Origin of the sequence: Mucilaginibacter rigui (genome assembly GCF_014773275.1) — a bacterium.
In the GTDB taxonomy this organism is placed as follows: Bacteria; Bacteroidota; Bacteroidia; order Sphingobacteriales; family Sphingobacteriaceae; genus Mucilaginibacter; species Mucilaginibacter rigui_A.
The window spans coordinates 1228542-1255474 of record NZ_JACWMW010000002.1 but is presented as its reverse complement, the minus strand read 5'-3'; the positions used below and the strand labels follow the sequence as shown (position 1 = coordinate 1255474).

Here is a 26933-nt window from a genome sequence, read left to right as displayed (position 1 = left end):
ATATATTTTGCTTACAGCTTAAAACAGATATTAACCAATTAAACCTATTCACTCATGTCAAGGAAGTAGCTCGGGCCACCATCATCTGGTGCGCTACCTAAAGTTACCGACCAATCGCTTTTGGTGGCTTGTAAGGCTATGCGCATACCTGAGCCTGTAAGGCCTTTAAGTTTGCCACGCGCAATACGCATTTCAAACTTCACAACACCGGCTTCTTCTTTTACCGTGCCTACTGTATAGGCATCTGCAATTGATTGCTGGGCAAACGAGAAATCGTTTTGATTTGCGCTATTGTGATAAAATATATCCACCCCTGCTGTAAGCAGTTGACCTTCCAGCAGTATATCGTAACCACCATCGGTAAAAGTACCGGTTAACAGGCCCGTGGCCGGGTTATTGTCAGAATCCATGTAAAAATCAAATATAACCCCGTCTGCTTTTTTGCCGGTCATTTCGGCATACATGTATATGTAATTACCGTCATAATCAAACTTAACATTTCTGAAAATGCCTTTTTTGGCCCCAAGCTGCACAACATCTTTGGTAACAGCGGCCCAATCGTCCAACGTATTATCATTGATCTTTACCGGCGATGTTTTGGCTATGCGTAACACGGTTGATGCTTCTACACTTTTACCGTTTACAGATGCCGTTAAGGTTGGTACGTATTTGCCTTTGCCCGGGTAAGTATGGGTTGGTTTAGCATCGGTAGATGTTGTACCGTCACCAAAATCCCACTTGTAACCGGTTACACCTTCTGTTTTCACAGTAAAGGTTGCCGTAGCGCCATCAACCTCTACATCGTATAGCAGGTCGGTTTTTGCTACGTAGTTATCCTTTTTACATGAGCTGAATACAGCACACGTAAAGGCTACCGATAGCATGAACATATAAGCTTTTAAATTTTTCATATCAATATGTATGTTACTGTGTGATAATTAAATTATGGGTTTTGTGTTGCTAACGGATTGCTCAACACCTCATCAATAGGGATATAATATATCGTACGTGGGTTGGTGTATGGCACTGTTAGGTTAGGGTAACCTGTTGGTGTTTTTGACAGGTCAATGTCGGTTTCTTTTAAACCCGCCAGGTGGTACCCCCAGTAAGCCTTGTTCAGGGTACGTTTGTTACGGAACACATCATAAGTACGGTGGCCTTCAAATGCCATCTCAATACGTTTTTCATCTAACACCACATCTAACGCAGTTTTACCCGCAGGTAAAACTTTGTTGTAAAGCGAGCCTTCCAATCCGCGGTTTTTGCGGATCTCATCCACATCATCAAGCGCGGCAGGGGCTGCCCCTGTTTTTGCTTCTGCCTCGGCACGTATCAGGTACAATTCTGCTATCCTGAACATAATTGGGGAGCTTAAATTTGGCGACCCGCCCTGAAAAGAGAACTTGCTGATGTAGTACATTTCAATACCATTCTTCTTTTGTACATTCCCGCTGCCATCTTTTGCCGGAACGATGTATGACCAGCGAACATCCTCTGGATGCGGGGCCATTGCAGCGCGTAATGATGATGAGGCATATTCTTCTCCCCAGCCCGAGTTACCATCTGAGTAGATCATAGAGGCGATAGAACCAAACTTACCGTAATCATCTACCGTTGTAAAAGCTACACAGAAAATGGTTTCGCTTGCAGTTGTGGCATTGGCAAATAAGGCCGGGTAAGTTGCTTTAGTAGCTAAAGTGAATTTACCTGAGTTGATCACTTTATTTGACCATTCAATAGCTTTTGCGTTATCTTCTTTATAAAGATTAACGCGTGCAAGTAATGACCATGCTGCCTCCTGCGAAGCATATTGCACACCACGTGGCTGGGTCATTAAGGTAGCTGCCTTTTCTGAATCAGCAATAACCGAATCATAAACCTCTTTAACTGTCGACCGCGCTTTTTTGGCATCATCGGTTAAATTGGTACGCAGTATAATACCGGGTGCATTAGGGTCAACACTATATGGTTTACCAAATAACCTTACCAAGTTAAAGTGGCAGAACGCGCGCAGAAAGTAGCACTCGCCTAATAGTTGATTAGTTTTTGCATCTGTTTTGCCCGATTTTTCAACCGCATCAATAACCGTATTTACACCGGTGATGATCTTATAAGATATATACCAGTAGTAACGGGTATTACCCTGCGATGGCGAGTGGCCAAGGCTAAAGCTGTAGTACAATGGATCGGTAGTTACCTGGCCGCAAACAATATCATCGCTGGCAAAATCGCTCAGGTGATAGAACTGGCGCAGGTACATATTATTCTGATCTACCAAACCATTAAACTCTATATGGTCTTTAAATAAAGCGTAGGCCCCGTTAAGGGCGTTGGTTAAACCATCACTGGTAGTAACAATGGTACCCGTGCTAATAGCGTCGCTTGGGTTAACATCTAAGTTTTTACAGCTGCTTGCGGCAAAAACTACAAGTGCGATTATGGTGAATATTCTCTTTTTCATATACTTAATTTTAATAGGCTGGGACCTGCTTAAAAATTGAAATTAACGGTTAACAAATACTGACGGTTGTTTGGATACTTAAAGTCGGAAACGCCCGGTGTTGAAAAGCTGTTAGGGGTAATAGTAGTTTGCGGATCCTGACCTAAGAAATTAGAGAACGTAGCAACATTATCGGCAGTTACACCAACACTTACGCCCTTCATAGCTATTTTGTTAGCCCATGCTGTTGGCAGGGTGTAACTAAAAGCAATGTTCCTGATGGTGAAATAGCTGCCATCTTTTAAGTAACGGGTTGAGTTTTCGGTAGAGTTAGCTGAGTTTTGCGGGCTTGGCTCTGTAGCCTGGGTATCGCCCGGGCCGCTCCATACTTTAGCACCGTCAGGTAACTTTATCTGGTTGTAATATGGTTCGTGGCCATCGTTCATCATAAACCTTAGGTTGTTACTAAATACTTTGTTGCCATAGTTAAAGTAGGTGCTTACACGTAAGTTAAAGTTTTTATACCTGAAACTGTTGTTAAACCCACCCTGAAACTTAGGCAACGCCGAACCCACTTCCTGTATAGTAGCCTGCGCATAGTCTGATGTTTTTTCGCGGGCTACAGCTTTACCTTCGGTATTATAAATAACTTTCTCCCAAACCGGCGCGCCTGTTTGTGCATCAACACCTAACCATTTTGGCATATAAAATTCAAAAAGGTTACCACCGTTGCGGTATATCTGCGAGATGCTCCATGAACCCGTCTTTACGATATCTGACGGGAAGCCCTCTAATTTGTTATTGTTAAAGTTGATGGTAAAATCAGTATTCCACTCAAAATCTTTCGTTTTAATGTTGGTTGAATTGATACCAACCTCAATACCCTTATTAATTACGCTACCCGCGTTTTCCCACTTGGTCTCAAAACCTACTGATAATGGTTGAGATACTTGTAGCAACAGGTCTTTGGTATCGTTACGGTAAACATCTACTGTTAAATTAACCCTTTTAAATAAACCGATATCGATACCGGCATTAATCTGGCGTTTGCTCTCCCAGGTAAGGTTAGGGCTTGCTAACTGGTAAGGTACCGCGCCAACCAGTGAATTATATTGTGTAGTTAACGAGAACAGCCCCAGGTAGCGAGATGCGCCAATATCCTGCGTACCGGTAATACCGTAGCTACCGCGTATTTTTAAGTTATTGATAACACTGTTATCTGATAAAAATTCTTCATTACTGGCCAGCCAGGCTGCAGATACTGATGGGAAACCACCGTAATGTTTACTTGGTGCAAAGTTTGAAGAACCATCATACCTGTATGAACCCGACAGGAAATACTTTTCTTTATAATTATAGTTTACCTGCGATATTAATGATTGCAGGATATATTTACTGTTAGCGCCGTTTACCAGTTGTGTGTTAGATGCAACACTTAACACTTTTAAACCTTCAGGCAAGCCCTGGCCAGATCCGCCGGAGTATTCATTCTTGCTGCTTTCGAACGCGCCGCCTACAAAGCCGCTGATAGAGTGGTCGCCTAATCTAAAATCAAACTTAAATAACTGGTTGCTGATAACACCGTAGTTAAGGGTGTTTAGCTCATCAATGTAACCTTTGCCATGATAAGTACCCGCAGCAACCGGCGATACATAGTTTGTGCCTTTATCAAACGATGCTGATACCCTGTTTGTGCTGGCAAATGTTAACCAGTTGGTAATGCGGTAGTTGATACCCAAATCATAGTTTACGTTAAACCCTTTATATGAGTGATCGGAGTTTTGTACGGTGTTAAGCGGGTTTATTTTATCTCTCGACCACCATTTAAATGCAGAATTACCATCTACATAAATTGGGTTACCTGCGGCATCGTATGGGTTATCCCACGGCATATTCAGGAACGAGTAATACACATCCATGTAATCGTAGCTTTTGCCTTGCGATGCGCTAAGGTTGATGTTGTTGGTTACATCAAGTTTTTTTGAGAAATGATAGGTTGAATTACCACGTAAGTTAACACGCTCAAAGTTTGTGTTAACAAAAGTACCCTTCTCTTTATAATATGATGCACCTACATAATAATCGTTCTTTTCTGTTTTGCCGCTGGCAGACAGGTAGAAGTTATACACCGGTGCCGATTTAAACGACTCTTTAGACCAGTTATAATTTTGGTTGCGAAGCGATAAAGGGCGTTCCGCGTAAAACTTCACTAAATCTATCTTGTAAGAGTTATCTGGTGCGCCTACAATATAATCGCGGTAAAACTCTTTCTGGTAATCGTACAGCTCGTTGCTGTTCATCAGGTTCATCTTACCAAAATCGGCAGTACGGAAACCTGTTGAGATTTTTGCCTCGAACCTGGTTTCGCCCTGTTTGGCGCTTTTGGTAGTTACAATGATAACGCCCGCGTTTGCCTGCGAACCGTATAAAGCGGTAGCACCGGCATCTTTCAATACGGTAATGCTTTCCACATCATTAGGGTCATAATTACCGCCAATTATACCATCAACCACAAAAAGCGGGCTTTGGCTGGCATTAACAGACGATACACCACGCAGCCTTATCTCGGCTACAGCACCCGGCGCACCCGAACTGTTAACTACGTTTAAGCCGGCAACCTTACCCTGCAGCATGGTACCAATATCGTTAGCGGTAACATCCTTCAGTTTGTTAGCAGATACCACAGTAACCGCGCTGGTTAGCTCGTTTTGTTTTTTGCTGGTGTAACCAACCACAACAACATCGTTAAGCTGTTGCACATCCTCGGCTAGTTGTACCTGGATGTTGGTTTGGCCGGCAGTTACGGCTACCTCTTTTGGCAAATAACCAACAAAACGCACAACAAGTGTTGCTTTGCCTGCCGGTACATTTAAAGAGAATTCTCCGTTAGTGTTTGTCATGCCACCAATGGTAGTGCCTTTAACAGACACTGTTACGCCCGGCATTGGCTGCTTATCGAGCGCTGCTACAACGCGCCCTGTTACCGGTAAGGTTTGCGAGAAACCCGGCAGGCAAAACAAAAGAGCGCAAGTACAGATGAGTAAAAGTTTTCTGATCATATTGTGTAAGTTAGTTTATAGTTTTTAGCATGGTTAATTGCTTATTTGTAAAAGTGATGTAAAATTATTGTTAACGAAAGGGCGCGGCCAGAACGTGAATTGAAAACACAGCTACGCAAACGTTTGCACGGTTTACGCAAACGTTTGTTCTATTTTACGCAAACGGTTGCGCAAAATTCACTTACGTGCTGATTAGCAGATTATTATTGGCTATTCGGGGCATATTACACCCTTAATTAGCAGCATTGCCTAAAAACAAAAGATAATTATTTGGCAGGAGTATAATCAATCATCTCCGAATCGATGATATGCTGCAACAGCGGGAGTTCTGTTGCATTGGGTTTTGTTGCGTTGTTGATGAGATCGAAAAGAAAGCCCGCTGCCATAGATGATTGCTTATAGGCAAACTGTTCAATAGATGCAAGTGGCACGCTATCCATGTATTCCCAAATGGGCAGGTTAGCAAAGCTGATAAAGCTGATATCCTTATTTACCACAAGCCCGGCGGCTTTAACCGCGGCTATACAATCCAGCAAAACGTAATCGTTAAATACAATAACAGCCGTGGGCGATTCCTCAAGCGAGATGAGTTTGTTTATCGCCTTAAGGTTATCGGCCTTGCCCAATGTTGTTGATACAATAATATCCTGATCTACCGGCAGGTTATTTTCTTTTAAACATCTGAAGTAGATCTCTAAACGTTGCAGGGTTGCAGCCAGCTTTGCCGGGCCGTTTATAAGGCCAATACGGGTATGGCCTATGCCAACGAGTTTGGTTATAGCCTGCAACATACCCGATACCAGGTTACATGCTACATAATTAATGTCTTTGCGATTAGGCACTCTATCAAAAAACACTACTGGTATGTTATATTTTTTCAGACTGTCGAAATGCTCATACGTCGAAGTTTCTTTGGTGAGCGATACCAATACGCCGTCAACACGGTGGTCTTTCATGTTCTCCACTATCTTTTTCTCGCGCTCAAAATTATCAAGCGATTGCCCGATGATCACATTATAGTTGCTGGCTTCAGCGGCGTCCTCCACCCCGGTTAACGCGGCCGAGAAGAAAGGTTCGGAAAGGTCAGGGATAATAACACCTATAGTGTATGTTTTTCGTTCTTTAAAATAGATGGCCATTTTATTGGCCTCGTAGCCAATCTCTTTGGCTACCTTGTGTACCCGCATAGTAGTTACCAAACCAATGCTCGGATGATCATGCAACGCCCGCGATACGGTTGATGCAGATACATTAAGCCGCTTGGCTATTTCTTTTATGGTTGGTAACTTGTTTTTCGACATTTATAAGCTGGTGGAGGCAGTTTTCTTAGTTAGCTAAATTACTATATTAATTATGAAGCTACCAAATTTACATGCCGATAACACACGCAGACTTGTTTATGCAAAGCAACTATTACTTACAGCGAAGGCCTTATTTGTTCCGCCTGTTCCATTTATGAACAGAACAAAGCGGAACAGTGTGTAATTTATTAATTTACCGCATCTAATTGCAATACTACACTGGTGTGGTAGCTGCTTATTTCGGGGTTAATACCAACAGCCATCAGGAAATCGCCGGTGTAAACCTGGTTATCATGTAATACAGAGCCACTACCCGGGTAAAGGTTTATCTCCTTAACCGTATACTTCTTTTGCGGGTCTAAGCCCTTAAAACGGATAGGTGATTTTGTGCCGGTACCGTAACGGTTATTTACAAGGTAGTTAAATACAACCGCTTTTGATTTTGAATCGTTTACATACATTAATGCCGCTGCATCATTATCCCATGGGTTTTGCAGGCGGTACTGGTCGCCATGCCAAATTACATCTTTTAAGGCATCGTAGTTTTTTAAAGCCTGCTGGCAAAAGCCAAGGTCTTTATCATTTAATTTACCTACCACAATATCAAAACCCATTTTGCCCATCATAGCTACATCCACCCTAAATTTGATTGGCTGTTTACCCCAGTCGGTAACATGGTTTGAGCTTGCAATGGCAGGGAAGAAATATGAATACTCCCATTGAATAAAGATTCTTTCCAGCGGGTCGGTGTTATCGCTTGGCCAATACTCCGTAAAGTATTTAAGCGCGCCGTAATCTACACGGCCGCCACCGCCAGAGCACAGCATCAATGGAACTTTTGGGTACCTGGCGCGTACGCGATCAAGTACTTTATACAGCCCTTTCACATAATCAACATACAGGTGCGACTGGTCTTTCTTCAGGTATTGTGAATGTGCGTTATAAATAACCGCGTTACAATCCCACTTAATATAAGCCAGGTCGGGGTTCCTGGTAAACAGGTTATCAACCACACTAAATACAAAGTCCTGCACTTTAGGGTTTGTCAGATCGAGCACCAACTGGTTCCTGAAATATTTTTCGGGACGGTTAGCTTCTTTTATCACCCAATCAGGGTGTGCTTTGTACAGATCGCTGGCCGGGTTAACCATTTCGGGCTCAATCCATATCCCAAATTTTACGCCATTTGCCTGCGCTTCTTTTACCAGCGAGCTTATCCCGTTTGGCAATTTCAGTTTGTTTTCCTGCCAATCGCCCAGGCCGGCATTATCGCCATTACGGGGGTGGTTATTACCAAACCAGCCATCATCCAGCAAAAACATATCGGCACCAAGTTTTTTGGTGTCTTTTATCAGCTGGGCCAGTTTAGCCTCGTTAAAATCAAAGTAGGTAGATTCCCAGTTATTTAATAATGTTAGCCTTGATCCGTTTCCGTCAACAATTTTATATTGGCGCGCCCAGCGGTGCAGTTGCCTGCTGGCATCGCCACGGCCATGGTCGGAGTAGGTATACACCAATGCAGGTGTTGTAAACTCTTCGCCCGGCTTTAATCGGTATTCTGAGGCGGCGTTATTGATACCGGCTATCAGCCTTAGGTTATCTGCCGGGTCGTATTCAAAATCGACTCTGAAATTGCCCGACCATTCCAGCGAGCCTAAAAATACTTTACCTTCATCTTCAGTAGCGGGTTTCCCCATCGATATCATAAAGGTTGATGGCTCGTACAAATTAGCGCGGGTACCCAGTTTACTATCGATGGTTTTGATACCATGGGTAAGTTTGCTTTCCTCGGGCTTCATTTCTGACGCCCAATTACCGTGATAGTGTTTCAGCCAAAAACCCTCGCCTTCTTTTTTAAAGTTAAGGTTGGCCGATGCATACTTATTAAGCGTTACTATTCCTTTTTCGTTGTTGGTAATTACCGACCATTGTTCAGTAACATCTTCCTTATAAAATGTTTTATAATACAGCTTTACCTCGAACGGATAAGCCGGATCTTTCAATGTTATAGTTAACAGGGAAACATTGTCATCTGCCTTAGTTATTGTATGATTTACATATAGCAGATCGAGCGATTTGTTGCCATCGGCATGGGTAACAGTCAATGCAGGCTCTGCAAGGTTAGCCGAACCCGACGGGGTATAGGCATCATCCAATATTCCCGAATCATCATTTGGTTTGTACAGCTTTTTAATAGCGGCATACTCCGCTGCATTACTCAGTTTTGCGCCAAAATAAACCATCTTCAGGTTTTTCCGGGCATCTGTTTGCAGCACAAGTGCATTGTGAATCGTTTCTACCGGGATGGTTACAACTTGTGCTTTGGCAAATGAGCATACTGTAATAAGGCAAACTATCGCTAAAGATAATCGGGTTCTTTTAAATCTCATAACTGGGTTATAAATGTATGGCAGACAATAATACGGTAAAAAAAAAGCCTTAACAAAATGCTAATGGGTAATAATTATTGGGGTGGGCGTTTATAATAATTCAACAAAACAGGAAATGTAGTACTTCCGGTTTTCCAGGTGCTGTTTATCTGCATTATTGTCCGCACTGTTCACCGCCATGCCATATAATCACTTTCGCCAAGCTGTGTGCAGGGTGCAAATATTTAATTGCATAGCCAAGGCTTGCCCGCAAATTTTAGGAACTCATCACAACCTCATGCCCATTATTGGCGTAGGTTTTATAAATTGCAGGATACTTTTGGAAACAAGCCTTATGAAATACCTTATTATTACCCTGCTTACTTTTATAACGCTAACTAGCTATTCGCAAGGCTATAAAAGCCGGTTAGAAACGTATCGTAAACAGTATCAAGCAGATTTCCTGACGGATAAAAACTCTCCCTTAAAAGAAGCCGACCTTAAAAACCTGCGTTTTTATGATCCGGATAGTACCTACCGTATTACAGCCGATGTAGAAGTTTTGCCAACCGAGCCATCATTTATGATACCCACCTTTAATGGTGCGAAGCAGGAATATGTACGTTACGGACGTGTAAAATTTGTATTGAATGGTAAATTGTTGCACTTAACTATTTATAGCAATACGTTACTGGCCAAACGGCCCGGTTTTGCCGATTACCTGTTTATGCCATTTACAGACCAAACAAACGGAAAGGAAACTTACGGCGGCGGCCGATATCTTGATTTGAAAACCACCGACATCAAAAACGGCCATTTGGAAATTGATTTTAATAAGGCTTATAATCCTTACTGCGCCTATAGCGCGGGCTACCAATGCCCTATGCCCCCACAAGAGAATGACCTGGCACTAAAAGTACAGGCAGGCGAGAAACAATACACAGGCGAAAAAAAGCATTAAATATTTAATTATGAATACGTAAGCTATTTTGTAAATTGCATTAATTAACCTTTATAACCCCTTATCAATGCTAACCTCAAATAGATTATGGAGGGTATTATTTGCCTTATCCATTATTGGTATTGCCTTATTGCAAATTGTATTTTTAGTGTTTATGCCTGTCATTATCCCGTGGCCGGCTGATATTGCCGTTTCGCATTTTTCGGCGTGGATAGGTAGTATTGTACTGGCGGCAATATGCTTGCCTGTATTGGTAAACAGTAAAGCCCGGCCTGCTGCCATTTATTTAGGGCTGCTTTTTTTACTATTACTGATTGTTTTTCATATCCCAAACCAATTTTTAACTACTCCCGATTTTTTAGGTAGCTGGGCCAATGCGTTTAAAATATTTGCATTAAGCGGCTGCGCTTTTATAGTGGCATCGGCATTACCGCAGGTGGGCGAATTTACCACCGGGTTTGAAGGGATACTGCCTGCAGGCAAATACTTCCTGGCTTTAACTATACTCATATTTGGCATTGAGCATTTTATTTACATTGGCTTTGTACCCGGCCTTGTACCAAAATGGATCCCCTTCCCGGTTTTTTGGACGTACTTTACAGGTGTTGCCCTCATAGCAGCCGGGCTTGGCATCTTACTGAATATACAACGCCGGCTGGCGGCAAAACTACTGGGTATAATGCTGTTGATATGGGTAATTATACTACACATTCCCCGCGCCTGGGCCGACACAAAGGGTATGCACGGTAACGAAATAGTAAGCGCATTTGAAGCCCTGGCTTTTAGCAGCGCGGCTTTTATATTATCTAACGTGCCCAAAAAGGGTATTAAAACTACGGCTAAAACCAAAGGCAAAGCAAAAAAGCGTTAGCATATGCCAACGCTTTAGGTTAAAGTTTACTTTCCAATTCTTTCGCTTTGGTGTAATTAGATGTACCTGGTGGTACATGTTTGAGCCATTTGCGGGCGTTTGCCTTATCGTTCTGTTTAACATAACTTAAAGCCATGTAATACGCGGCATCATACTTAAATGCCGATTCGCCCCGGTAAAGCTGTTGCAAAATACCGCGTGCTTTGGCCTCCTGCTTATCCTGTATCAAAGTAATACCGTAATAATAAGCCGCCATACTGTTATTAGGGTTAGCTGCATATTCTTTCGCCAATAGCTTTTCGGCTGCCGCATAATCCTTTTTATTGTAGTAAGCTGCTGCCTTTTCTAAATTGGTTTGCGCACCCTCGCCCCTTTCAGATACCGACATGCTGCTTGCTGTACTGTATTCCTCATACAAACTCTTCTTCCACGGGTTAAAAACGATAAGCCCCAGTATAAGCACCGCCGCTACGCCCGAGATCCACCTTGTGTATGATTTAAATGATACTACTTTGGCCTCGGCTTTAAAATGCGTTTTATTTAGGTTACCAAGTGTTTGTTTTAAATTATTAAGGCTGGCATCAGGCGCAAGCATTGTTTTTAACGCGATGCTTGCCTCCCGGTATTGCTCCACATATTCGCGCAATTCGGCATCGCCCTGCATTTGCAGTTCAAAATCTTTTTGCTGCTGCAAATCCATTTCTCCATCTACATAATTTGATGCCTGTAGAATGCTCTCGTTGTCCATTGCTGCTAAATATTAAGATTGAACCATTTTTACTAAAGATGCCATACACTCCGATTTCTTTTTGCGCAGGTACCCGTAAGTAACACCCATGGCTTCAGCCACTTTTTCCTGTGCCTCGCCCTGCATGCTCCAACGGATAATTTCCTTGCACTTTTCGCCCAATTTTTCAAAAGCAGCCATAAACCTGTTGTTCTGTTCTGTTTGGTGCTCCAGCTCTTCGGCAAGCGCAAAAGTATCTTCGCTGCTATCTAATACATCGTCGGGGTTATTTGTTACCTGTATTAATGATCTTTTTTTTAATTCATTAAACCATTTGCGTTTGCATATCAAAAAAACAAAGGCATTAAAGGGGCAGGTAAGCTGCAGGTTTTTGTTTTTAGCCTGGTGATATATATCTATTAAGGCTTCCTGGAAAATATCGGCGGCATCATCCTCATTCCCATTATTAAAACAGATGTATGATTTTACCTGCCGGGCGCAGCTTTTATATATCTCATCAATAAGCCCGGCATCATTATTTAATAAGGCCGTTACGTAACGCTGATCGGGATGGGTTGCTTTTGCCATAAAATAGGTTGTGGGAAAGTACGAAAAATAATATTTAAAAAATATTTCAAAAAAGGGGGGTAACAAATTTTAAGCGCCGCTGATATAGATGCAAACAACGATAAATCACGGCGTAACGCTGAAAAGCCAAAACAGAGTAAGCGATAAAAAAATTAAAACTACAATTATGAAAAAGTTCAATTTAACCTCAGTATCAGTAGCAGCATTATTGTTATTAGCAGTATCCTGCACAAAAGACAAAAACGACATGGGCTTCGTTCCAACAAACCCAGATGGCAATGCACAGCAGTTTGTAGCCAGTAATGCGCCTAAAACCCAAACCATGCAAATTGATGCATCAAACCTGCCGCAAAGCGTAACGTTAAAAGGCGGCACCAAAATCACGTTCCCGGCAGGGTCATTAACCGTAGGCGGTGCAGCGGTAACCGGTACAGTAACGGTAGAGGCTGTTGAAGTATTGAAAAGAAGCGACGTACTATTTTACGGTAGCAACACTAACCACATCAGCGGCGCCCCGCTTGCATCAGATGGGTTTATATATGTAAATGTTAAAGCAAACGGCACAAGTGTAGACAATATGATGCCTGTACCTATGCAAATTTCTATTCCGGCGAAACGAAGCGGTGTTACCCAACTTTGGGAGGGGGTCGACCAGGGTGGTAACCCGCTTGTAGCCGGAGCCGCGGCACAAATGGCCTGGGCTGCACCACGCAAAGGCGCTAACGGCCAGGATGGCGGTAAGGAGGTGGCTTCGGTTAATAACACCTTCACCTTTAACTTTGGCACTACCGGGTGGATCAATACCGACGTATTTTACAGCTACAGCAACCCAAAAACTACTGTGAATGTTGATCTGGTTGGCAACCCGGGCACACTATCTTCTTTCCACTCATACAGCGGCGAAACTTATGTTTACTTCTGCGCAAAGGGTAGTAATGTTGCCGCGCAATTGTACACTACAACCGGCCCAAACAGTGTTAAAAGTTATGACAATGTAATGCCAATAGGTGTTGAAGGTAAATTTCTTACCTTCTCAATAAAAGATGGCAAATACTACTACGGCGAACTGGAAAGCACTATTACAGCCAACCAGCACGTAACCTTAACCCTTACAGAAACTACCGAAGCTGCGGTACAAACAGCTATAAACAGTCTGGATAGTTACTAATTCTACCTATCTCTAATCAGCTAAGCGGCCCTGGTTTCAGGGTCGCTTATTATCATTTTAAGTTTTTATATTTAATTGTTTTTTTACCTAACCAGTTGCCCCTGCCACACCATGAGAAAGCTCTTGCTACTTACCTTCATCTGCATTGCTACCAAACTGAGCGCGCAGGTACTCCCCCCGGCGGTAATACCAACAGATACTATCCCGGCTATTATTAATTATACTGACGACAATGGCACGGTAAAATTCACCCCGCAGTTACGCGCCTTAAGGCCAATTGCAGGTGCCCCCGCCCCATTCTTTACCTACTTTTGGGAGTTTGGCGATGGCACCTTCAGCTTTGAAAAAGAACCGGTGCATACTTATTTAGATTCCATCCTTACTTATAGCGCCCGGCTTTACGCCACTAATAATTATGACGATGGCAAGCGCCCGCCCACCCGGCCAAAAAAAGTGATCATTAAACGATCAAAGGCCATGCTGGCCTCGGCACCTGCGCCCAGTAATATCTTCCAGCCCGGCAGCAGTATCACCCTAAAAAATAACTGTATGCCCAAACCCGGCGATGATATGATGCTGGTATTAGGCTATCGCAACAAAGCCGGCAACCTAACCAATAACCTGGGCGGCACCATTGCCATTTTATATAACGATAAGGAGTTTAGCAGCAACAATTTCGACCTGACCGAAACACGCACCTATCATGGCGAGAAAACCGAAGACCTGCAAAAGTTGAACACGTTTGCCTATTCGCCGGTAAAAAAAGCAAAAGATAATTTGTACTACGCATCTGTTAGCCCGGGTATTTCGCAAGCGCAAATAGATGAGATATTGGCAAAGGAGGCTTTGGTATTGCGCGACCAGGTAAAGAACTTTAAAAGCAGCAAGGCATGGCATTTTGAAAATCTGAAAGCCGGGCAGGAAAACTTTGTTTTTATGGATTTTAAAACCACGCCCGAGATGATCAAAGATACCAACGCCATAGTGCGCCTGAGCGGTGTTTTTATCCCCGATGATCCTAAAATAGAGCGGGAGATATTTAACGTGGAGTTGCAGATAGTGGCCTCGCACGATCCCAATAAAATGTCGTTACGCAGAACGCGGATGGATTACCGTTTTACCGGCAAACACCGCGAATTGACCTACCGGGTAGATTTTCAGAACACAGGCAAAGGGCCTGCAAAAAAGGTAAATGTGGGCGTTAGCCTGTCGCCGGTATTTGATGCCGGCACCATCAAGGTAAGCCGCACCAAACCAGAGGTAAAAAGCTGCGACAGCGCATACGCCAACCAAAGCTGCCTGAAGGTTGTACCGGGTGCCGACAGCGTAAATTTTATTTTTAACAATATTTACTTGCCCGGCACACAGCAGGAAGGTGTGCACGATGCCGACTCGACCAAAGGCTTTGTGGAATACAAGATCAAATTTAAGGAGAAACCAAAAAAGCTTCCCATTTATACCCGGGCATCTATCATATTTGATAAGAATGAACCCATTGTAACCAACAAGGCTACCGGCAGGTTTAAACCCGGCTTATCGCCGGGGATCATACTGGGTTATGGCTTCCCGTTACAGTCAAAGGGTAGTGATTACCTTACGCAAAAAAATATTACTGTTGGTGCAAGCATCTCTCCTTATTCATCTTATGGCAAATATTTACAGGCCGAGATCTACCTGAGCGACTTTAAGGAAGTATCACAAACACGCACTGTAGCCGGTAACAGGGACACCACAATAGGTAAGGTGCCATACATTATTAGTAGCCGTACCCGAACTACCTCCACCAAAGTAACCACGTTAAACATGGTGCCTGTATCCTTACGATATAACTTTAACGATTACATTGGCGCTGGTGTGGGCGCGCTGGTTTCCATAGACCTGAACAATACCTTCAAAAACAATATAAACTATGCGTTAAAAGGTGTAAATGGCGTTCCTGATGAAAATTTGGCTGTGCTTGCCGACAAGTTTAGGAAGGTATTTTCGGACGCGCGGGCCTCCGTTTTTGCTGATGTTGTTGTGGGCAAAGTACGTGTAGGGCCGGCTATTGGGTTCAGGTATTTTTACGACCCAAAATCTTCAGTATCACATGCAAGCACCTATGTAACCTGGAAATTTTAACTTAAAATAACTTATTTTAGTGGCACTAACCATAACCTATGCCGCTACAGCGTGTACGATACATTGTACTTTTTTGCCTGATGCTTTTGCAGGTGGTTATTCATGCGCAGGATGCTGCGATCAGCAAAAAACTGGCCGACCTAAAAAACAAAAACGACCTTACCGAATGGCTTTACCAGCGGATAGATTATGTAACTGCTAACTCGCAGCAATTACCCTTTCTGCTTGCCACGCAAAAACAAGCATGGCGGCAACCCGCCACACTTGAAGAACGCATTGCCTGGCTAACCCTGTTAAGCACACAGGGGTATGACCAACTGCAAGCCGGGGATATACTCAGTTCTATTAACTACTATGAAGATGCTTACGCATACTTCTATAAGTATAAAGTAATACAGTTTGATGTAGTGGAATATGTGTTTAAACCACTTGGAAATAACTATACCCGCCTGGGCGATTATGAACGGGCTATATTCATCCAGAAAAAGGCAATTGAACAATTGAACGCCTTTGAGAATACCAGGGATATGGCATCGGCTTATTGCAATATGGCCATATCATATTACACCATGGGCAATTATACCGCCGCCCTGAATTGCATAACCAAAGGCCAAAAACTTACAAAAAACCCCGGGGTGAATTTTCGGCTTCAGAACGTCCTGGCTGACATTTTAAACGACCAAAACCGCCCTTCGAATGCCCGGGAAATACTTCAAAAGAACATTAAATCGCAAAAAAGCGCCAACAGCCAAAACGCCTATAATTTGCTCGGCGCTTATACAACTTTGGGGAATATAGAATTAAAAAGCCACCACCTGAAATTTGCCGGGAACAATTATAATTCGGCCCTTAACATCATTAACACCTGGTACCCCGGCGACCGGCTGCGCGAAAAAGCAAACCTGGTTGCACAACTTGCCAAAGTTAAACGCTTAGAGAAGCAGCCACAAAAAGCACTTTTATTAGCCGATGAAGCTTTAAGAATATTACGTATAAATACATCGCAAAATAAAACCCTGGCGCAAAACATTTATGGCGAAATTAACCTGGTTGATATCTTCACCGAAAAAGCGCTTACCTACCAACTATTAAAACAACCCGAAGCAGCCCTGCAAAACATACGCTACGCCCTGCTGGCAACTGATAAAATAAGAAAGGAATTTGCCGATAACAAAACCAAAGAGCGCCTGCAAAACAACGGCAAGGAACTGGCCGAAACCGCCATAGAAATGGCGTTGGGCTTATACCAAACATCGCACGATGAAAAATACCTGAACCTGGTATTGGAAATTACCGAGCAAACAAAGGCCCGCACCCTTGCCGACCAGATACAGCACAACAACCAGCAATTTGCAAGCAACCGCCACGATAGCTTATTGCGCAAACGTACAGATCTTGAACGTGCCATTGCCTATAACGAACGGTTAATTATGACCGAAAAAAGCGGCGCAAAATACCAGGAAAAAGTTAACGCATTAAAATACGACCTATCGCTGCTCAACAAAAAATACCGCGAACAATCAGCCGGGACGGTTTCATCGCCAACAGATATGTTATCGGCTTTACCAAAAGGCCTGCATGCCATCGAGTTCTTTTTTGGTACGCGCGGCGTATATATGATAGATATAAAAAACAGCGGTGTTAAAAAAGTTGCGAGAATAGCCGGCGCTGATAGTCTGCGGCAGCAGCTTACCCAATTCATCAACACCTATTACCGTAACGGGCCGGATGCCATGCTTAATTCGCCAAAGGAGTTTTTCATAACATCAAATACTATCTACAGCACACTTTTTAAAAATACCACGTTACAAGCAAATGAGCGCCTTTGTATTATTGCAGATGATGTACTCGGCTACCTATCGTTCGATGGGTTAATAACCGGGGATAAGTATGCCCCGGCCACCTCGCAATGGCCGTTCCTGCTCAAAAAGCTGACAACCACGTATGCATTCTCATTGAATGCCCTGATCAAAAACAAAGCGAAGGATACCGGCAGGGCAACATTTAGCGGGTTGTTTGTTACGCACGAGGGCAACAGCAACACGCCTATCATCGCAGTAAAAAAAGAGGCTGCTGCCATTAATAAATTGGTAAAGGGCAATTACCTGTACAATGAGGAGGTGAACACCCGGACGTTCTTTAACAGTTTTGAAAACTCGGCCACGCTGCACATCAGCACCCATGCTTACTTATCAGGCATCAATAAAGAGCCAACGCTTGATTTTGGCAAACAGAAACTGTTTTTGTTCGAGCTATTATCAAAACCCCATAAACCCAACCTGGTGATATTAAGCGCCTGCCGCACGGGAGATGGGATGCTGGCAAACGGCGAGGGCATCATCAGCCTGTCGCGCGGGTTTACAGCTATTGGTACACCCGCAACTATTGCTGGTTTATGGAACGTGAATGATGAAGCTGTAGCGCAGATAACCGCCAACATATACAAACACCTGCTTACCGGTAAAAGCAGCGGTACGGCACTGCATCAAGCTAAACTTACGTGGTTAAATACTGCGCATCCATCTGATGCCATGTACCTGCCTTACTATTGGGACAGCCTGATACTGATGGGTGCCGACGGGCCTGTACATTTACAGGCAGCCATAAATCCTATTTATTGGTATGCTGTAAGCGGCTTTATAGTAATTACGCTCGGCTTGTTTTATTGGATAAAAAAGAAACCTTGATTTTTACCTGCTTGCCGTGTAAATAAACCACGCATTCAGCAAAACATAACCTGCCAGCATTACCTGGGCGCACCAAAAATCGAACTTTTTAGCATCCTCTACTTTATCCTTTTTTACCAAACGCAGGGAGTAAGCGGTACTGATAATTATTGTAAGGATAAATAACAGGGTGATGCCGTGCAGCGTATCAACCAGGGTAAACGTGGTAGATTCGGGCAGGGATGAGTCTACAATATACTTGTTACCAATTACCGCAAACAGGGCACCCACACTCAGTCCAAACCTCGAATCGATACTATCCGTATGGATGTAAAAGCACATATAAGCGATGAGGAAAGCCACATACATGCCCAGGAACATTTTCCAGAACAAACCCATCGCCGCCCTGTCAAGCAATAACTTCACTTTAAAATTACTGTATTCGGTATGTGGCTTAGGCACGCTTTCGTCCCCAAAGGCGGTTTCATATACCTTTATCCCGGTTGTCACATTAATACTATCTATGTTCCATCCCCGCAGGGTGAAACGAGGGTCGAAGTGTTTGCCCAGTGTATCTGCTGCAAAAACAAGGGCTTTTGAATCGAACTGTGAATTTTCGATAGAAAAACGCAGTGTTTGCTTATCAAAAGGGAAATTATTTACTGCCCATGAATCTTTCATCACACATTGCAGCTTCATCAGGATGTAAACCCTGTTATCGCTGGAGTCGACAGTAGAATAGGATTGCGTAACCGTTTTTGCCTGCGGCACTTCCAGGTTATGCAAAAAATCGAATTTTTTGTTCTTGTACTTTAACCACAGCCAAAGATTTATGCTGTATTCTTTATCCTTAAAATTTATATCGTGGATGCTGGTAATATAAATACCGCTGTAAACCGTATCCGGTTTTTCGGCCTGTGCATTAGCCTGCAGGGATGCAAAAACGGCCAGGATAAAAGCAATGGCTAAAATAACTTGTTTACGCAGGGGTATCGCTATCATAAATTGAAACTACAAGCTAAAAATAGTTATTTTGTTTTGATCAGCAGCCTATTAACAGGTGTAAATGAAATTATCTTACATCTATCAAACGTTCCTATGGAACGTAATGCTTTTATAATTGGAACTACCAATATGGCCTTTAACTCAGCGCATCATGAAAGATAATACCCAGGCTATGCCTGTTGCCGCTATGCAACGGACTAACCCCATGCTTTATATTAACCCGGTGATAACCCTTTGCACCTTTAGCAGGGCGAAAGCTTGTAGTGAAGATAACCATATCGCCCCTATCGGGCACCAGCACATTGTTTTTTGATTGCGCGCGTGGTATTTGTTCTGTTATAACAAATTCGCCGCCCGTAAAATCTTCATTGGCCTGGTTTAACACAAACACCATTTGCATAGGGAAATATACCTCACCGTACAGATCCTGGTGCATGGTATTAAACCCGCCCGGCCCGTATTTTAAAATAAGCGCCGTTGGTTTTAGCTGGCCGTTGTCATGACTTAACTGCTTCATTTCCGTATGCGTTAGCGGGAAAGTTTTATCAATTCCCAGTTCCTGCATCCAGGCATTGGCAACCGGCGCAATGCTGGGGTAAACATTTTCGCGCAGTTCATTTATTAAATGGGGTAGCGGGTAGTCGTAGTATTTATATTCGCCGCTACCATACCGGTAACGATCCAGACTAACCGTTTTACGGTAATTGCCGGTATCGTAATTATCAATCAGGGTATCGCATTCCTGCTTGTTTAAAATGCCCTTTACAATTACAAATCCTTTGTGGTGCAGTGTACGGGTAATTTGCTCCCAGTTAATTGCGGCTATCCTATCCGATATTTCAGGTGTTTGCATAAATTTAATTTATCCAAAACTGCAATGATCAGCACGTAGTTTAAACCCGTTTCTTGCGGAATTAAACCTTTGTATTTAATAAAATTGCCAGCATGCGCTTAAATCAGGAAACAATTTAAATATCAATCCATCATCCAGCGGTTACGCACACATCTGTCGCATTTATATCTTTTAAGCGGCAGCCAAAAAAGTAATGTTTTCATCAAAAAAGTTCGCCGTATCCTTTGCATATCCGTTTTAAGGCCTTTTCCACAAGCGCAGGGGGCAACCCTTTTTATGGGTACAGATTGAGGGGTAGTTGTCATTTGTTAGGGGTATTTATAAATAGACGGGAAACCTATAGTACCCGGCCTATTTTTATTACAGGCAAAAATACTGGTTGTTTATTAACATAATATTAAGATGCAGGCATAATATTATAATTATACCATATCAAATTAAAACTCAGGTTAATTATTTTTACTGCCGGCGGTTGTGTTCTGTTTGTGGCCCGGCATCATAATATATGCCCCTATATAACTATTTAATTCTGCGAATCCAGATACAAAGCAGCAGCGCCTACAATACCGCTATTATGCAGTTCTGAAATTTCTATTTTGATCTTTTCGACAGATCCCGGGAAGGCAAATGTTTTGAGCTCATCCCACATGGCGGTTTTAAAATATTCAAACCCGTGGCGGGCCGATCCGCCCAGCACAATAAGTTGCGGATCGTAAGTGTACATCACCATTTTTATGGCATAGCCAACATGTTTGCCAAACTCATGGTACAGGCTTAAGGCTTCCGCATCTCCTTTTTGCGCGTTTTGGAAAACCTGCTACCCGTTTACCCCTTTGGTAAGGGTAAAAAACGAGCCACTTGCATGGTACTCTAAAAGGTTGGCTTCATAAGGTAAAAAGCCAAACTCGCCTGCCCCGCAGTTAGCCCCTGCATACAAATGCCGGTTTATAATAACACCGGCCCCAAGGCCCGTGCCCATGGTTAAACCTATTACAGATGAATACCCTTTCCCTTTACCGTAATAGTATTCACCAACGGCAAAGCAATTGGCATCGTTATTTACATAAACCGGCAGGTTATACCGTGCCTGCAGTATTTTCTTCAGGTGTACTTCTTTCCACGAAGAGATGTTCAATACATTGTAAACTATCCCCTGTTCTACATCAACTATACTTGGTACGCCTATCCCAATAGCAAGGATATCGCCTTGCGTTAACAGCTTTTCAATTACCAGGTAAATATCAGCAAGCACTTCATCAACGGTACCGTCGCTTTTTATTTGCAGTGCCTCTATAGCCGATACCTGCCCATCCTCAACCACAGCGCCCCTAACGTTTGTTGCCCCTAAATCTATCCCTATAATTTTAGTACCTGCCATGCTTTATATTGCTATCAATTTCTTTTAAATATCTGTAATGCTTCGTTATTTCTTGCCACTAATATATATGTTCCTTTTACTGTTTTTATATTTATCAGGCCTTTCCATAAATTTTCATAATCAAACCAACCGCGGCATTGCTTTTATATATAAGGGAAATTAGATATGCAGGCAAAAACGGGTTGTTTTCCTGTAGCCGATCGTAAGTTTTTCATCCCTCCACATAAGTTTAAACAAATGAGAATGCAACTTTACTGTTACATAGCGGTTACTGACTAAATTGTTATCAACTTTGAATATAAAGTTGCGTTAATAGATATTATGCTTTCGCTAAGGGTCCATTACTTTCTGTTTATTGCCGCATTAATGTTAGCTGCGAAACCATTTATAGGTTTCAACGCGCTTGAAAAACTCCAGGAATGTAAATTGCCAGGGATATGTGTTAAAGCGTTTACTAAACGCAAACAGGAGTATGTGGAAGATAGCGCCTTTGATATTTCAACTATTCAAAAACGCCTGGCCAACCCGGATCTGGCTTTAACTCTCCTTTTTTCTTTGCTTTTAAATACCCTGTTCCCATCGGTATTCAAAAAAACACAAAACATTACGGCGGGTATTTTATCGCATATACATCTCAATTTATCCCCGCCCCTGCACAGATACCTGCTTTCAGGAAAATTAGTCATTTGATCATTTCTCTTCCCGGGGAGTACCATTATTGGTATGTCCATATCATAGCCGCTTAACTGAGGCTATACTACTCTCTATTTCTTAATTTTATTAATACATCATCAAGATGCACTATCTTAAACGATATGGCTGCATGGCCTTATTGCTACTATTGGCCATAACTGCACATGCCCAACAACGGGTTACCCTAAAAGACCTGTTAAAAAAAGTTGATCAGAACGCTCCGGCTTTAATTACCGATTCGGCTTCTATAGCTATAAAACAGGCACAAGCCAACGAAACGAGGAGTAACTGGCTCCCTGCTTTAAAACTTAATTACCAGGCCGATGTAGGTACCAATAATAATACAGCAGGGCCTTACTTTGGCTTCGGTATCATCCCGTCAAACTCGCGCGGCGTACGTACCCAAAGCAATACCAATGCCGTACTTACTAATTTAGGTATTGCCGCTTTAGATTGGGAGATCTACAATTTCGGGGCTTATGCTGCCCAAAATAAGGTAGCAGGGTCGGATATTACGGTTGAGCAAAACCAATATCAGCAATCTAAATACCAATTGCAGGCTTATACCATAGGCAACTACCTGCAACTACTACGCCTGCAGGATTATCTAACTATACAATCCCGCAACATCAAACGTAACCAGCAGATCAGGCGGTCTATTCAGTCGCTTGCCAAAAGCGGCATCAGGCCGGGGGTTGATACCAGCATTGCCGAAGCAGAACTTTCAAAAGCACGGCTAACCTATATTGAATTAAATAACCAGCTTAAACAAACACAATTGCAATTAGCCGCCATCAGCGGCCTGCCTTATCAAAGTATCATGCCCGATACTATGGTAGAAACCCGGCTGATTATGCAAACCAATACGCCTGAGCTTATAGGCGCTGATACTGCTAACCATCCTGTTATTAACTATTACAGATCAGTAGTACAGAATAGTTTACAAAAAGAAGAACTGGTGAAAAAGCAATATAATCCAAAGGTGCTGCTGGAAGCAGCTGCCTGGGCGCGTGGCTCAAGCGTTGATGCTAACGATAACTTTAACAGTTTATCCAGTGGCTGGGGCTTTAGCCGCAGCAATTACCTGGTTGGCATCGGCATCTCTTATAACCTGTTCGATCTGCGCCACAGGCAATTAAAGTTACGTACACAAAAAACAGCTACCGACTATGCGCTGAAAAAACTGGATGAACAAAAAAAATTACTGGCTTTAGGTGTAAACCAGGCCGATGAGGAACTCAACACAGCAAAACAGCGGTTAGCGGAGATCCCCAATCAACTGAAGGCCGCTAACGCCGGGTACCGTCAAAAACTTTCGCTTTACAAAAGCGGGCTAACAGATATTATTGAGTTAAACGCAGCCCTAAACATCCTGTACCGTGCCGAAACGGATTACGCGCAGGCCCGGTTTGCTTACACCAGCGCCATCTTTCAAAAGGCGGTTACCGGTAACCAGGTCAGTTCTATCTTAAACCTTTTAAATTAAATTATTATGTCAATGGTAAGCTCTGCGCTTAAACGGCCCATTACGGTGGTAGTTATAACCATCAGTTTGATGATCTTTGCCGTACTCAGCGCCATCAATATACCTATAGATATTTTCCCGCAGTTAAACCTGCCAACTATCTATGTGATCGAATCATACGGCGGCATGTCGCCGCAACAAATGGAAGGTTTTTTCAGTACCCGTTTGCAGGATCAGTTCCTGTATGTAAATGGTATCAAAAACATCTCTACCAAAAATATCCAGGGCCTCACCATGCTCAAGATCAGCTTTTACGAAAGCACCAATATGGCCGAAGCCCAGGCGCAGGTAGCCTTACAGGTTAACCGCGCTATGAAATTCTTCCCGCCGGGCGCTTTACCGCCGCAGGTGGTGAGGTATGATGCTTCATCACTGCCGGTAGGCCAGTTGGTGCTATCGGCCCCCGGGCGCAGCCTCAAGGAAATTTACGATATGGCGGCAACCCGCATCAGGCCTATGTTTGCTTCGGTGCCGGGGCTATCGGCTCCGCCGCCCTTTGGGGCCAACTCCCGCTCCATAACTGTAAATGTAGATCCGGCCAAACTACGCAGTTACGACCTCACGCCCGACCAGGTGGTAGAGGCGCTGGCCAAATTCAATGCCATGTCGCCATCGGGTAACCTGCGGATAGATAATACCATGTTTACCACCACTATTAATTCGCTGGTAAAAAAGGCTGATGAGTTTGGCGATATCCCCATCAAAACAAAAAACGGCGTATCTGTACTTGTTAAAGATGTAGCGCGTGTGGCCGATGCTTCGGATATTACGGTAGACTATGCCCTCATCAACGGAAAACGCTCGGTTTACATCCCCATTGTAAAAACAGCCGATGCCTCTACCTGGTCGGTAGTGCAGGGGTTAAAAGCCAAACTGCCCGAAATGCAAAGTTTGCTGCCCGATGACATCAAGGTAACATATGAGTTTGACCAATCGGTTTTTGTGATAAACGCGGTAAAAAGCTTAATGACCGAAGGTGGCTTGGGCGCTTTGCTTACCGGTTTAATGGTACTGTTGTTTCTGCGCGACTGGCGCAGCAGTTTAATTGTTGTGATCACCATCCCGGTTTCTATCCTGTTAGGGGTAATGCTTTTAGGTGCGTTTGGCCAAACCATCAACATCATGACCTTAAGTGGTTTGGCTTTAGCCATTGGTATTTTGGTTGACCAGGCCACGGTTACAATAGAAAATATTCACCAGCACCTGGAAATGGGCAAATCAAAAAAGCTGGCCATTTATGATGCCTGCGAAGAGATCTCTTTCCCGTTGTTACTGATCCTGCTTTGTATCCTGGCCGTGTTTGCACCATCATTTATGATGAACGGGGTACCCAGGGCCATGTTCCTGCCGCTGTCTATGTCTATCGGTTTAACCATGATCGTGTCTTACGTATTAGCCCAAACCCTGGTGCCGATACTCAGTAACTGGCTCATCAAGGCGGAGCAATACCAGCATTATCAGCATGGCGAACTACACGCCCATGCGGGGGAAGCTTTAGATCGTATTGAGGAAATACAGGTAAACAAACATCTTAAAGAAGAAGATGAACATCCTGAAAAGAATGACCTTTTTGAGCGGGTTAAACTCCGCTTTATGCAGATCATTACCCGCTGGATGCCTGCTAAAAAACTCATAGTACCGGTTTATTTAGTGGTAGTTATTGTTTTAGCCGGGGTTGGCTTTGTTATTATTGGGAAAGACATGATGCCTAAACTGAATAACGGGCAGTTCCTGATCAGAATTAAAGCGCCTGACGGAACCCGCCTGGAACGCACTGAAGATAAATTTAAACAGGTGCTGAGCATTATCGATAAAACTGTTGACCACCACATCGAAATAAGCTCGGGCTATGTAGGGATCATACCCAGCAGCTATGGCAGCAGTAACCTGTATATTTTTAACACAGGTACGCATGAAGCTGTATTGCAGGTAAAACTTGATGAAAGCTATAAAGTGAATATGGACGAATTGAAAGACGCCCTGCGTAAAAACATCGGGCATGCTATGCCAGATCTGCGCATCACTTTTGAACCTATTGACATGACCGAAAAGATAATGAGCCAGGGCGCAGCCACACCGATAGAATTGCGTGTAGCCGGCAAGGATATGGCGCAGATAGAAACTTACGCTAACAAAGCAGTTGAAAAGCTTAAAAAGATAAGTTACCTGCGCGATGTACAAATTGCACAGCCATTAAAGATCCCCGTTATTGCCATAACGCTCGACAGGCAAAAGGTATCGCAATTTGGCTTAAACGTTACAGATATTGCCCGTTCGGTTACAGCGAGCACCTCGTCAAGCCGGTTTACCGAAAAAAACCAATGGCTGGATGAGGATAAACAATACACCTACCAGGTACAGGTACAAATACCCGAATACACCATGAACACGATGGATGAGTTAAAGGAGATCCCTTTATTGAAAGGGCAAAGCACCCCAACACTTGCCGATGTAGCCGATTTTAAAGTCACCTATGCACCGGGGGAATATGACCGCACCGGGCCGCGCCGCTTTTTAACCGTAAGTGCAAACATCTATAAAAAGGATTTGGGTACGGCTACCGCCGATGTACAAAAAGCAATGAAAGAGATCGGCACCCCGCCAAAAGGCCTGGTGGCAGAACTAAAGGGGATGACAAGCCTGCTAACCGAAACCATGAGCAGTTTGCAAAGTGGCCTGGGTTTCGCCGTGTTGGTTATCTTCCTGCTGCTTGCTGCCAATTATCAATCGTTCAAATTGTCACTCACGGTACTTTCAACAGTCCCGGCGGTAATTTTGGGGTCGCTAACGGCCTTACTGCTTACGGGTTCTACGCTCAACCTTCAATCTTATATGGGTATGATCATGTCTACAGGTGTTTCTGTGGCCAATGCCATCCTGATCGTAACTAACGGTGAAAAACTAAGGTTAGAGTTTAGAGATGCTACCCGTGCATCCATCACCAGTGCCGCTATACGTTTACGCCCTATTTTAATGACCAGCTTAGCCATGATGGCAGGCATGGTTCCCATGGCATCAGGAATGGGCGAAGCCGGTGAACAGACCGCACCTTTAGGCCGCGCGGTAATTGGGGGCTTGTTTGCCTCTACACTGGCCGCGCTATTTATTTTACCATTGGTATTTGCCTGGGTGCAGGATAAAACTACTTACGAGTCTCCGTCATTAATGCCCGAAGAAACAAAAGACATTCAAACATCAACAATATAAA

The 26933-nt window shown here is 43.5% G+C and carries 17 protein-coding genes and 1 pseudogene; 8 read left to right on the top strand and 10 right to left on the bottom strand.

Translation table 11 applies throughout. The features are described 5' to 3' along the window. Positions 1–44: 44 nt before the first annotated feature. The 5 genes from IDJ75_RS12670 to IDJ75_RS12650 form a co-directional block, all read right to left on the bottom strand. Complete coding sequence (locus tag IDJ75_RS12670) at positions 45–911, bottom strand: PKD domain-containing protein (RefSeq protein ID WP_191175964.1); 867 nt, start codon at positions 909–911, stop codon at positions 45–47. Between the two features lie 32 nt (positions 912–943). Beyond that, the gene (locus tag IDJ75_RS12665) at positions 944–2461 is read right to left on the bottom strand and encodes a RagB/SusD family nutrient uptake outer membrane protein (protein WP_191175963.1); all 1518 of its coding nucleotides are present in this window, start codon (positions 2459–2461) and stop codon (positions 944–946) included. 29 nt (positions 2462–2490) lie between these two features. Further along, the gene (locus IDJ75_RS12660; protein WP_224746574.1) at positions 2491–5499 is read right to left on the bottom strand and encodes a SusC/RagA family TonB-linked outer membrane protein; all 3009 of its coding nucleotides are present in this window, start codon (positions 5497–5499) and stop codon (positions 2491–2493) included. A 266-nt stretch (positions 5500–5765) separates the two neighbouring features. Continuing rightward, a complete protein-coding gene (locus IDJ75_RS12655) occupies positions 5766–6800 on the bottom strand; it encodes a LacI family DNA-binding transcriptional regulator (RefSeq protein ID WP_191175962.1) in 1035 nt (344 codons plus the stop codon). 188 nt (positions 6801–6988) lie between these two features. Continuing rightward, positions 6989–9190 (bottom strand): alpha-galactosidase, encoded by a 2202-nt coding sequence (locus IDJ75_RS12650; RefSeq protein WP_191175961.1) that lies wholly within the window; start codon positions 9188–9190, stop codon positions 6989–6991. Between the two features lie 334 nt (positions 9191–9524). On the opposite strand from IDJ75_RS12650, the gene IDJ75_RS12645 reads away from it, so the two are divergent. Both IDJ75_RS12645 and IDJ75_RS12640 read left to right on the top strand, forming a co-directional pair. Further along, complete coding sequence (locus IDJ75_RS12645) at positions 9525–10130, top strand: DUF1684 domain-containing protein (RefSeq protein WP_191175960.1); 606 nt, start codon at positions 9525–9527, stop codon at positions 10128–10130. A 67-nt stretch (positions 10131–10197) separates the two neighbouring features. After that, positions 10198–11001, top strand: a complete 804-nt coding sequence (locus IDJ75_RS12640) for a DoxX family protein (RefSeq protein ID WP_191175959.1) — start codon at positions 10198–10200, stop codon at positions 10999–11001. A 19-nt stretch (positions 11002–11020) separates the two neighbouring features. Here the strand turns inward: IDJ75_RS12640 and IDJ75_RS12635 are convergent, their stop codons facing one another. Both IDJ75_RS12635 and IDJ75_RS12630 read right to left on the bottom strand, forming a co-directional pair. Then, a complete protein-coding gene (locus IDJ75_RS12635; protein ID WP_191175958.1) occupies positions 11021–11749 on the bottom strand; it encodes a tetratricopeptide repeat protein in 729 nt (242 codons plus the stop codon). A gap of 12 nt (positions 11750–11761) precedes the next feature. Next, on the bottom strand, positions 11762–12316 hold the full coding sequence (locus tag IDJ75_RS12630; RefSeq protein WP_191175957.1) for an RNA polymerase sigma factor: 555 nt from the start codon (positions 12314–12316) through the stop codon (positions 11762–11764). A 166-nt stretch (positions 12317–12482) separates the two neighbouring features. On the opposite strand from IDJ75_RS12630, the gene IDJ75_RS12625 reads away from it, so the two are divergent. The 3 genes from IDJ75_RS12625 to IDJ75_RS12615 all read left to right on the top strand — a co-directional run bounded on the left by IDJ75_RS12625 (position 12483) and on the right by IDJ75_RS12615 (position 18292). Further along, on the top strand, positions 12483–13484 hold the full coding sequence (locus tag IDJ75_RS12625) for a hypothetical protein (protein WP_191175956.1): 1002 nt from the start codon (positions 12483–12485) through the stop codon (positions 13482–13484). 111 nt (positions 13485–13595) lie between these two features. Further along, positions 13596–15605: a DUF7849 domain-containing protein gene (locus IDJ75_RS12620; RefSeq protein ID WP_191175955.1), complete on the top strand. Its 2010-nt coding sequence runs from the start codon at positions 13596–13598 to the stop codon at positions 15603–15605. A 38-nt stretch (positions 15606–15643) separates the two neighbouring features. Continuing rightward, entirely contained in the window at positions 15644–18292 is a 2649-nt protein-coding gene (locus tag IDJ75_RS12615) for a CHAT domain-containing tetratricopeptide repeat protein (protein ID WP_191175954.1), read from the top strand. A 3-nt stretch (positions 18293–18295) separates the two neighbouring features. Here the strand turns inward: IDJ75_RS12615 and IDJ75_RS12610 are convergent, their stop codons facing one another. From IDJ75_RS12610 to IDJ75_RS12600, 3 genes and pseudogenes are all read right to left on the bottom strand, one after another. Then, positions 18296–19273 (bottom strand): ligand-gated ion channel, encoded by a 978-nt coding sequence (locus IDJ75_RS12610; RefSeq protein ID WP_191175953.1) that lies wholly within the window; start codon positions 19271–19273, stop codon positions 18296–18298. Between the two features lie 139 nt (positions 19274–19412). Further along, positions 19413–20129, bottom strand: a complete 717-nt coding sequence (locus IDJ75_RS12605; RefSeq protein ID WP_191175952.1) for a 2OG-Fe(II) oxygenase — start codon at positions 20127–20129, stop codon at positions 19413–19415. A gap of 523 nt (positions 20130–20652) precedes the next feature. Continuing rightward, positions 20653–21507, bottom strand: a pseudogene (locus IDJ75_RS12600) (ROK family protein). A gap of 366 nt (positions 21508–21873) precedes the next feature. Here IDJ75_RS12600 and IDJ75_RS12595 point away from each other — a divergent pair. The 3 genes from IDJ75_RS12595 (at position 21874) to IDJ75_RS12585 (ending at position 26932) form a co-directional block, all read left to right on the top strand. Continuing rightward, positions 21874–22197 (top strand): hypothetical protein, encoded by a 324-nt coding sequence (locus tag IDJ75_RS12595; protein ID WP_191175951.1) that lies wholly within the window; start codon positions 21874–21876, stop codon positions 22195–22197. A 133-nt stretch (positions 22198–22330) separates the two neighbouring features. Continuing rightward, the gene (locus IDJ75_RS12590) at positions 22331–23686 is read left to right on the top strand and encodes a TolC family protein (protein WP_224746573.1); all 1356 of its coding nucleotides are present in this window, start codon (positions 22331–22333) and stop codon (positions 23684–23686) included. A 6-nt stretch (positions 23687–23692) separates the two neighbouring features. Continuing rightward, entirely contained in the window at positions 23693–26932 is a 3240-nt protein-coding gene (locus IDJ75_RS12585) for an efflux RND transporter permease subunit (protein WP_191175949.1), read from the top strand. The last annotated feature ends 1 nt before the right edge of the window (position 26933 follow it).

Bases quoted from the DNA above. Each gene is read 5' to 3' on its own strand.
- IDJ75_RS12660 (WP_224746574.1), bottom strand. From the start codon at position 5,499: ATGATCAGAAAACTTTTACTCATCTGTACTTGCGCTCTTTTGTTTTGC.
- IDJ75_RS12590 (WP_224746573.1), top strand. From the start codon at position 22,331: ATGGCCTTATTGCTACTATTGGCCATAACTGCACATGCCCAACAACGG.
- IDJ75_RS12650 (WP_191175961.1), bottom strand. From the start codon at position 9,190: ATGAGATTTAAAAGAACCCGATTATCTTTAGCGATAGTTTGCCTTATT.
- IDJ75_RS12620 (WP_191175955.1), top strand. From the start codon at position 13,596: ATGAGAAAGCTCTTGCTACTTACCTTCATCTGCATTGCTACCAAACTG.
- IDJ75_RS12665 (WP_191175963.1), bottom strand. From the start codon at position 2,461: ATGAAAAAGAGAATATTCACCATAATCGCACTTGTAGTTTTTGCCGCA.
- IDJ75_RS12640 (WP_191175959.1), top strand. From the start codon at position 10,198: ATGCTAACCTCAAATAGATTATGGAGGGTATTATTTGCCTTATCCATT.
- IDJ75_RS12630 (WP_191175957.1), bottom strand. From the start codon at position 12,316: ATGGCAAAAGCAACCCATCCCGATCAGCGTTACGTAACGGCCTTATTA.
- IDJ75_RS12585 (WP_191175949.1), top strand. From the start codon at position 23,693: ATGTCAATGGTAAGCTCTGCGCTTAAACGGCCCATTACGGTGGTAGTT.
- IDJ75_RS12645 (WP_191175960.1), top strand. From the start codon at position 9,525: ATGAAATACCTTATTATTACCCTGCTTACTTTTATAACGCTAACTAGC.
- IDJ75_RS12635 (WP_191175958.1), bottom strand. From the start codon at position 11,749: ATGGACAACGAGAGCATTCTACAGGCATCAAATTATGTAGATGGAGAA.
- IDJ75_RS12610 (WP_191175953.1), bottom strand. From the start codon at position 19,273: ATGATAGCGATACCCCTGCGTAAACAAGTTATTTTAGCCATTGCTTTT.
- IDJ75_RS12625 (WP_191175956.1), top strand. From the start codon at position 12,483: ATGAAAAAGTTCAATTTAACCTCAGTATCAGTAGCAGCATTATTGTTA.
- IDJ75_RS12595 (WP_191175951.1), top strand. From the start codon at position 21,874: ATGTTAGCTGCGAAACCATTTATAGGTTTCAACGCGCTTGAAAAACTC.
- IDJ75_RS12670 (WP_191175964.1), bottom strand. From the start codon at position 911: ATGAAAAATTTAAAAGCTTATATGTTCATGCTATCGGTAGCCTTTACG.
- IDJ75_RS12605 (WP_191175952.1), bottom strand. From the start codon at position 20,129: ATGCAAACACCTGAAATATCGGATAGGATAGCCGCAATTAACTGGGAG.
- IDJ75_RS12655 (WP_191175962.1), bottom strand. From the start codon at position 6,800: ATGTCGAAAAACAAGTTACCAACCATAAAAGAAATAGCCAAGCGGCTT.
- IDJ75_RS12615 (WP_191175954.1), top strand. From the start codon at position 15,644: ATGCCGCTACAGCGTGTACGATACATTGTACTTTTTTGCCTGATGCTT.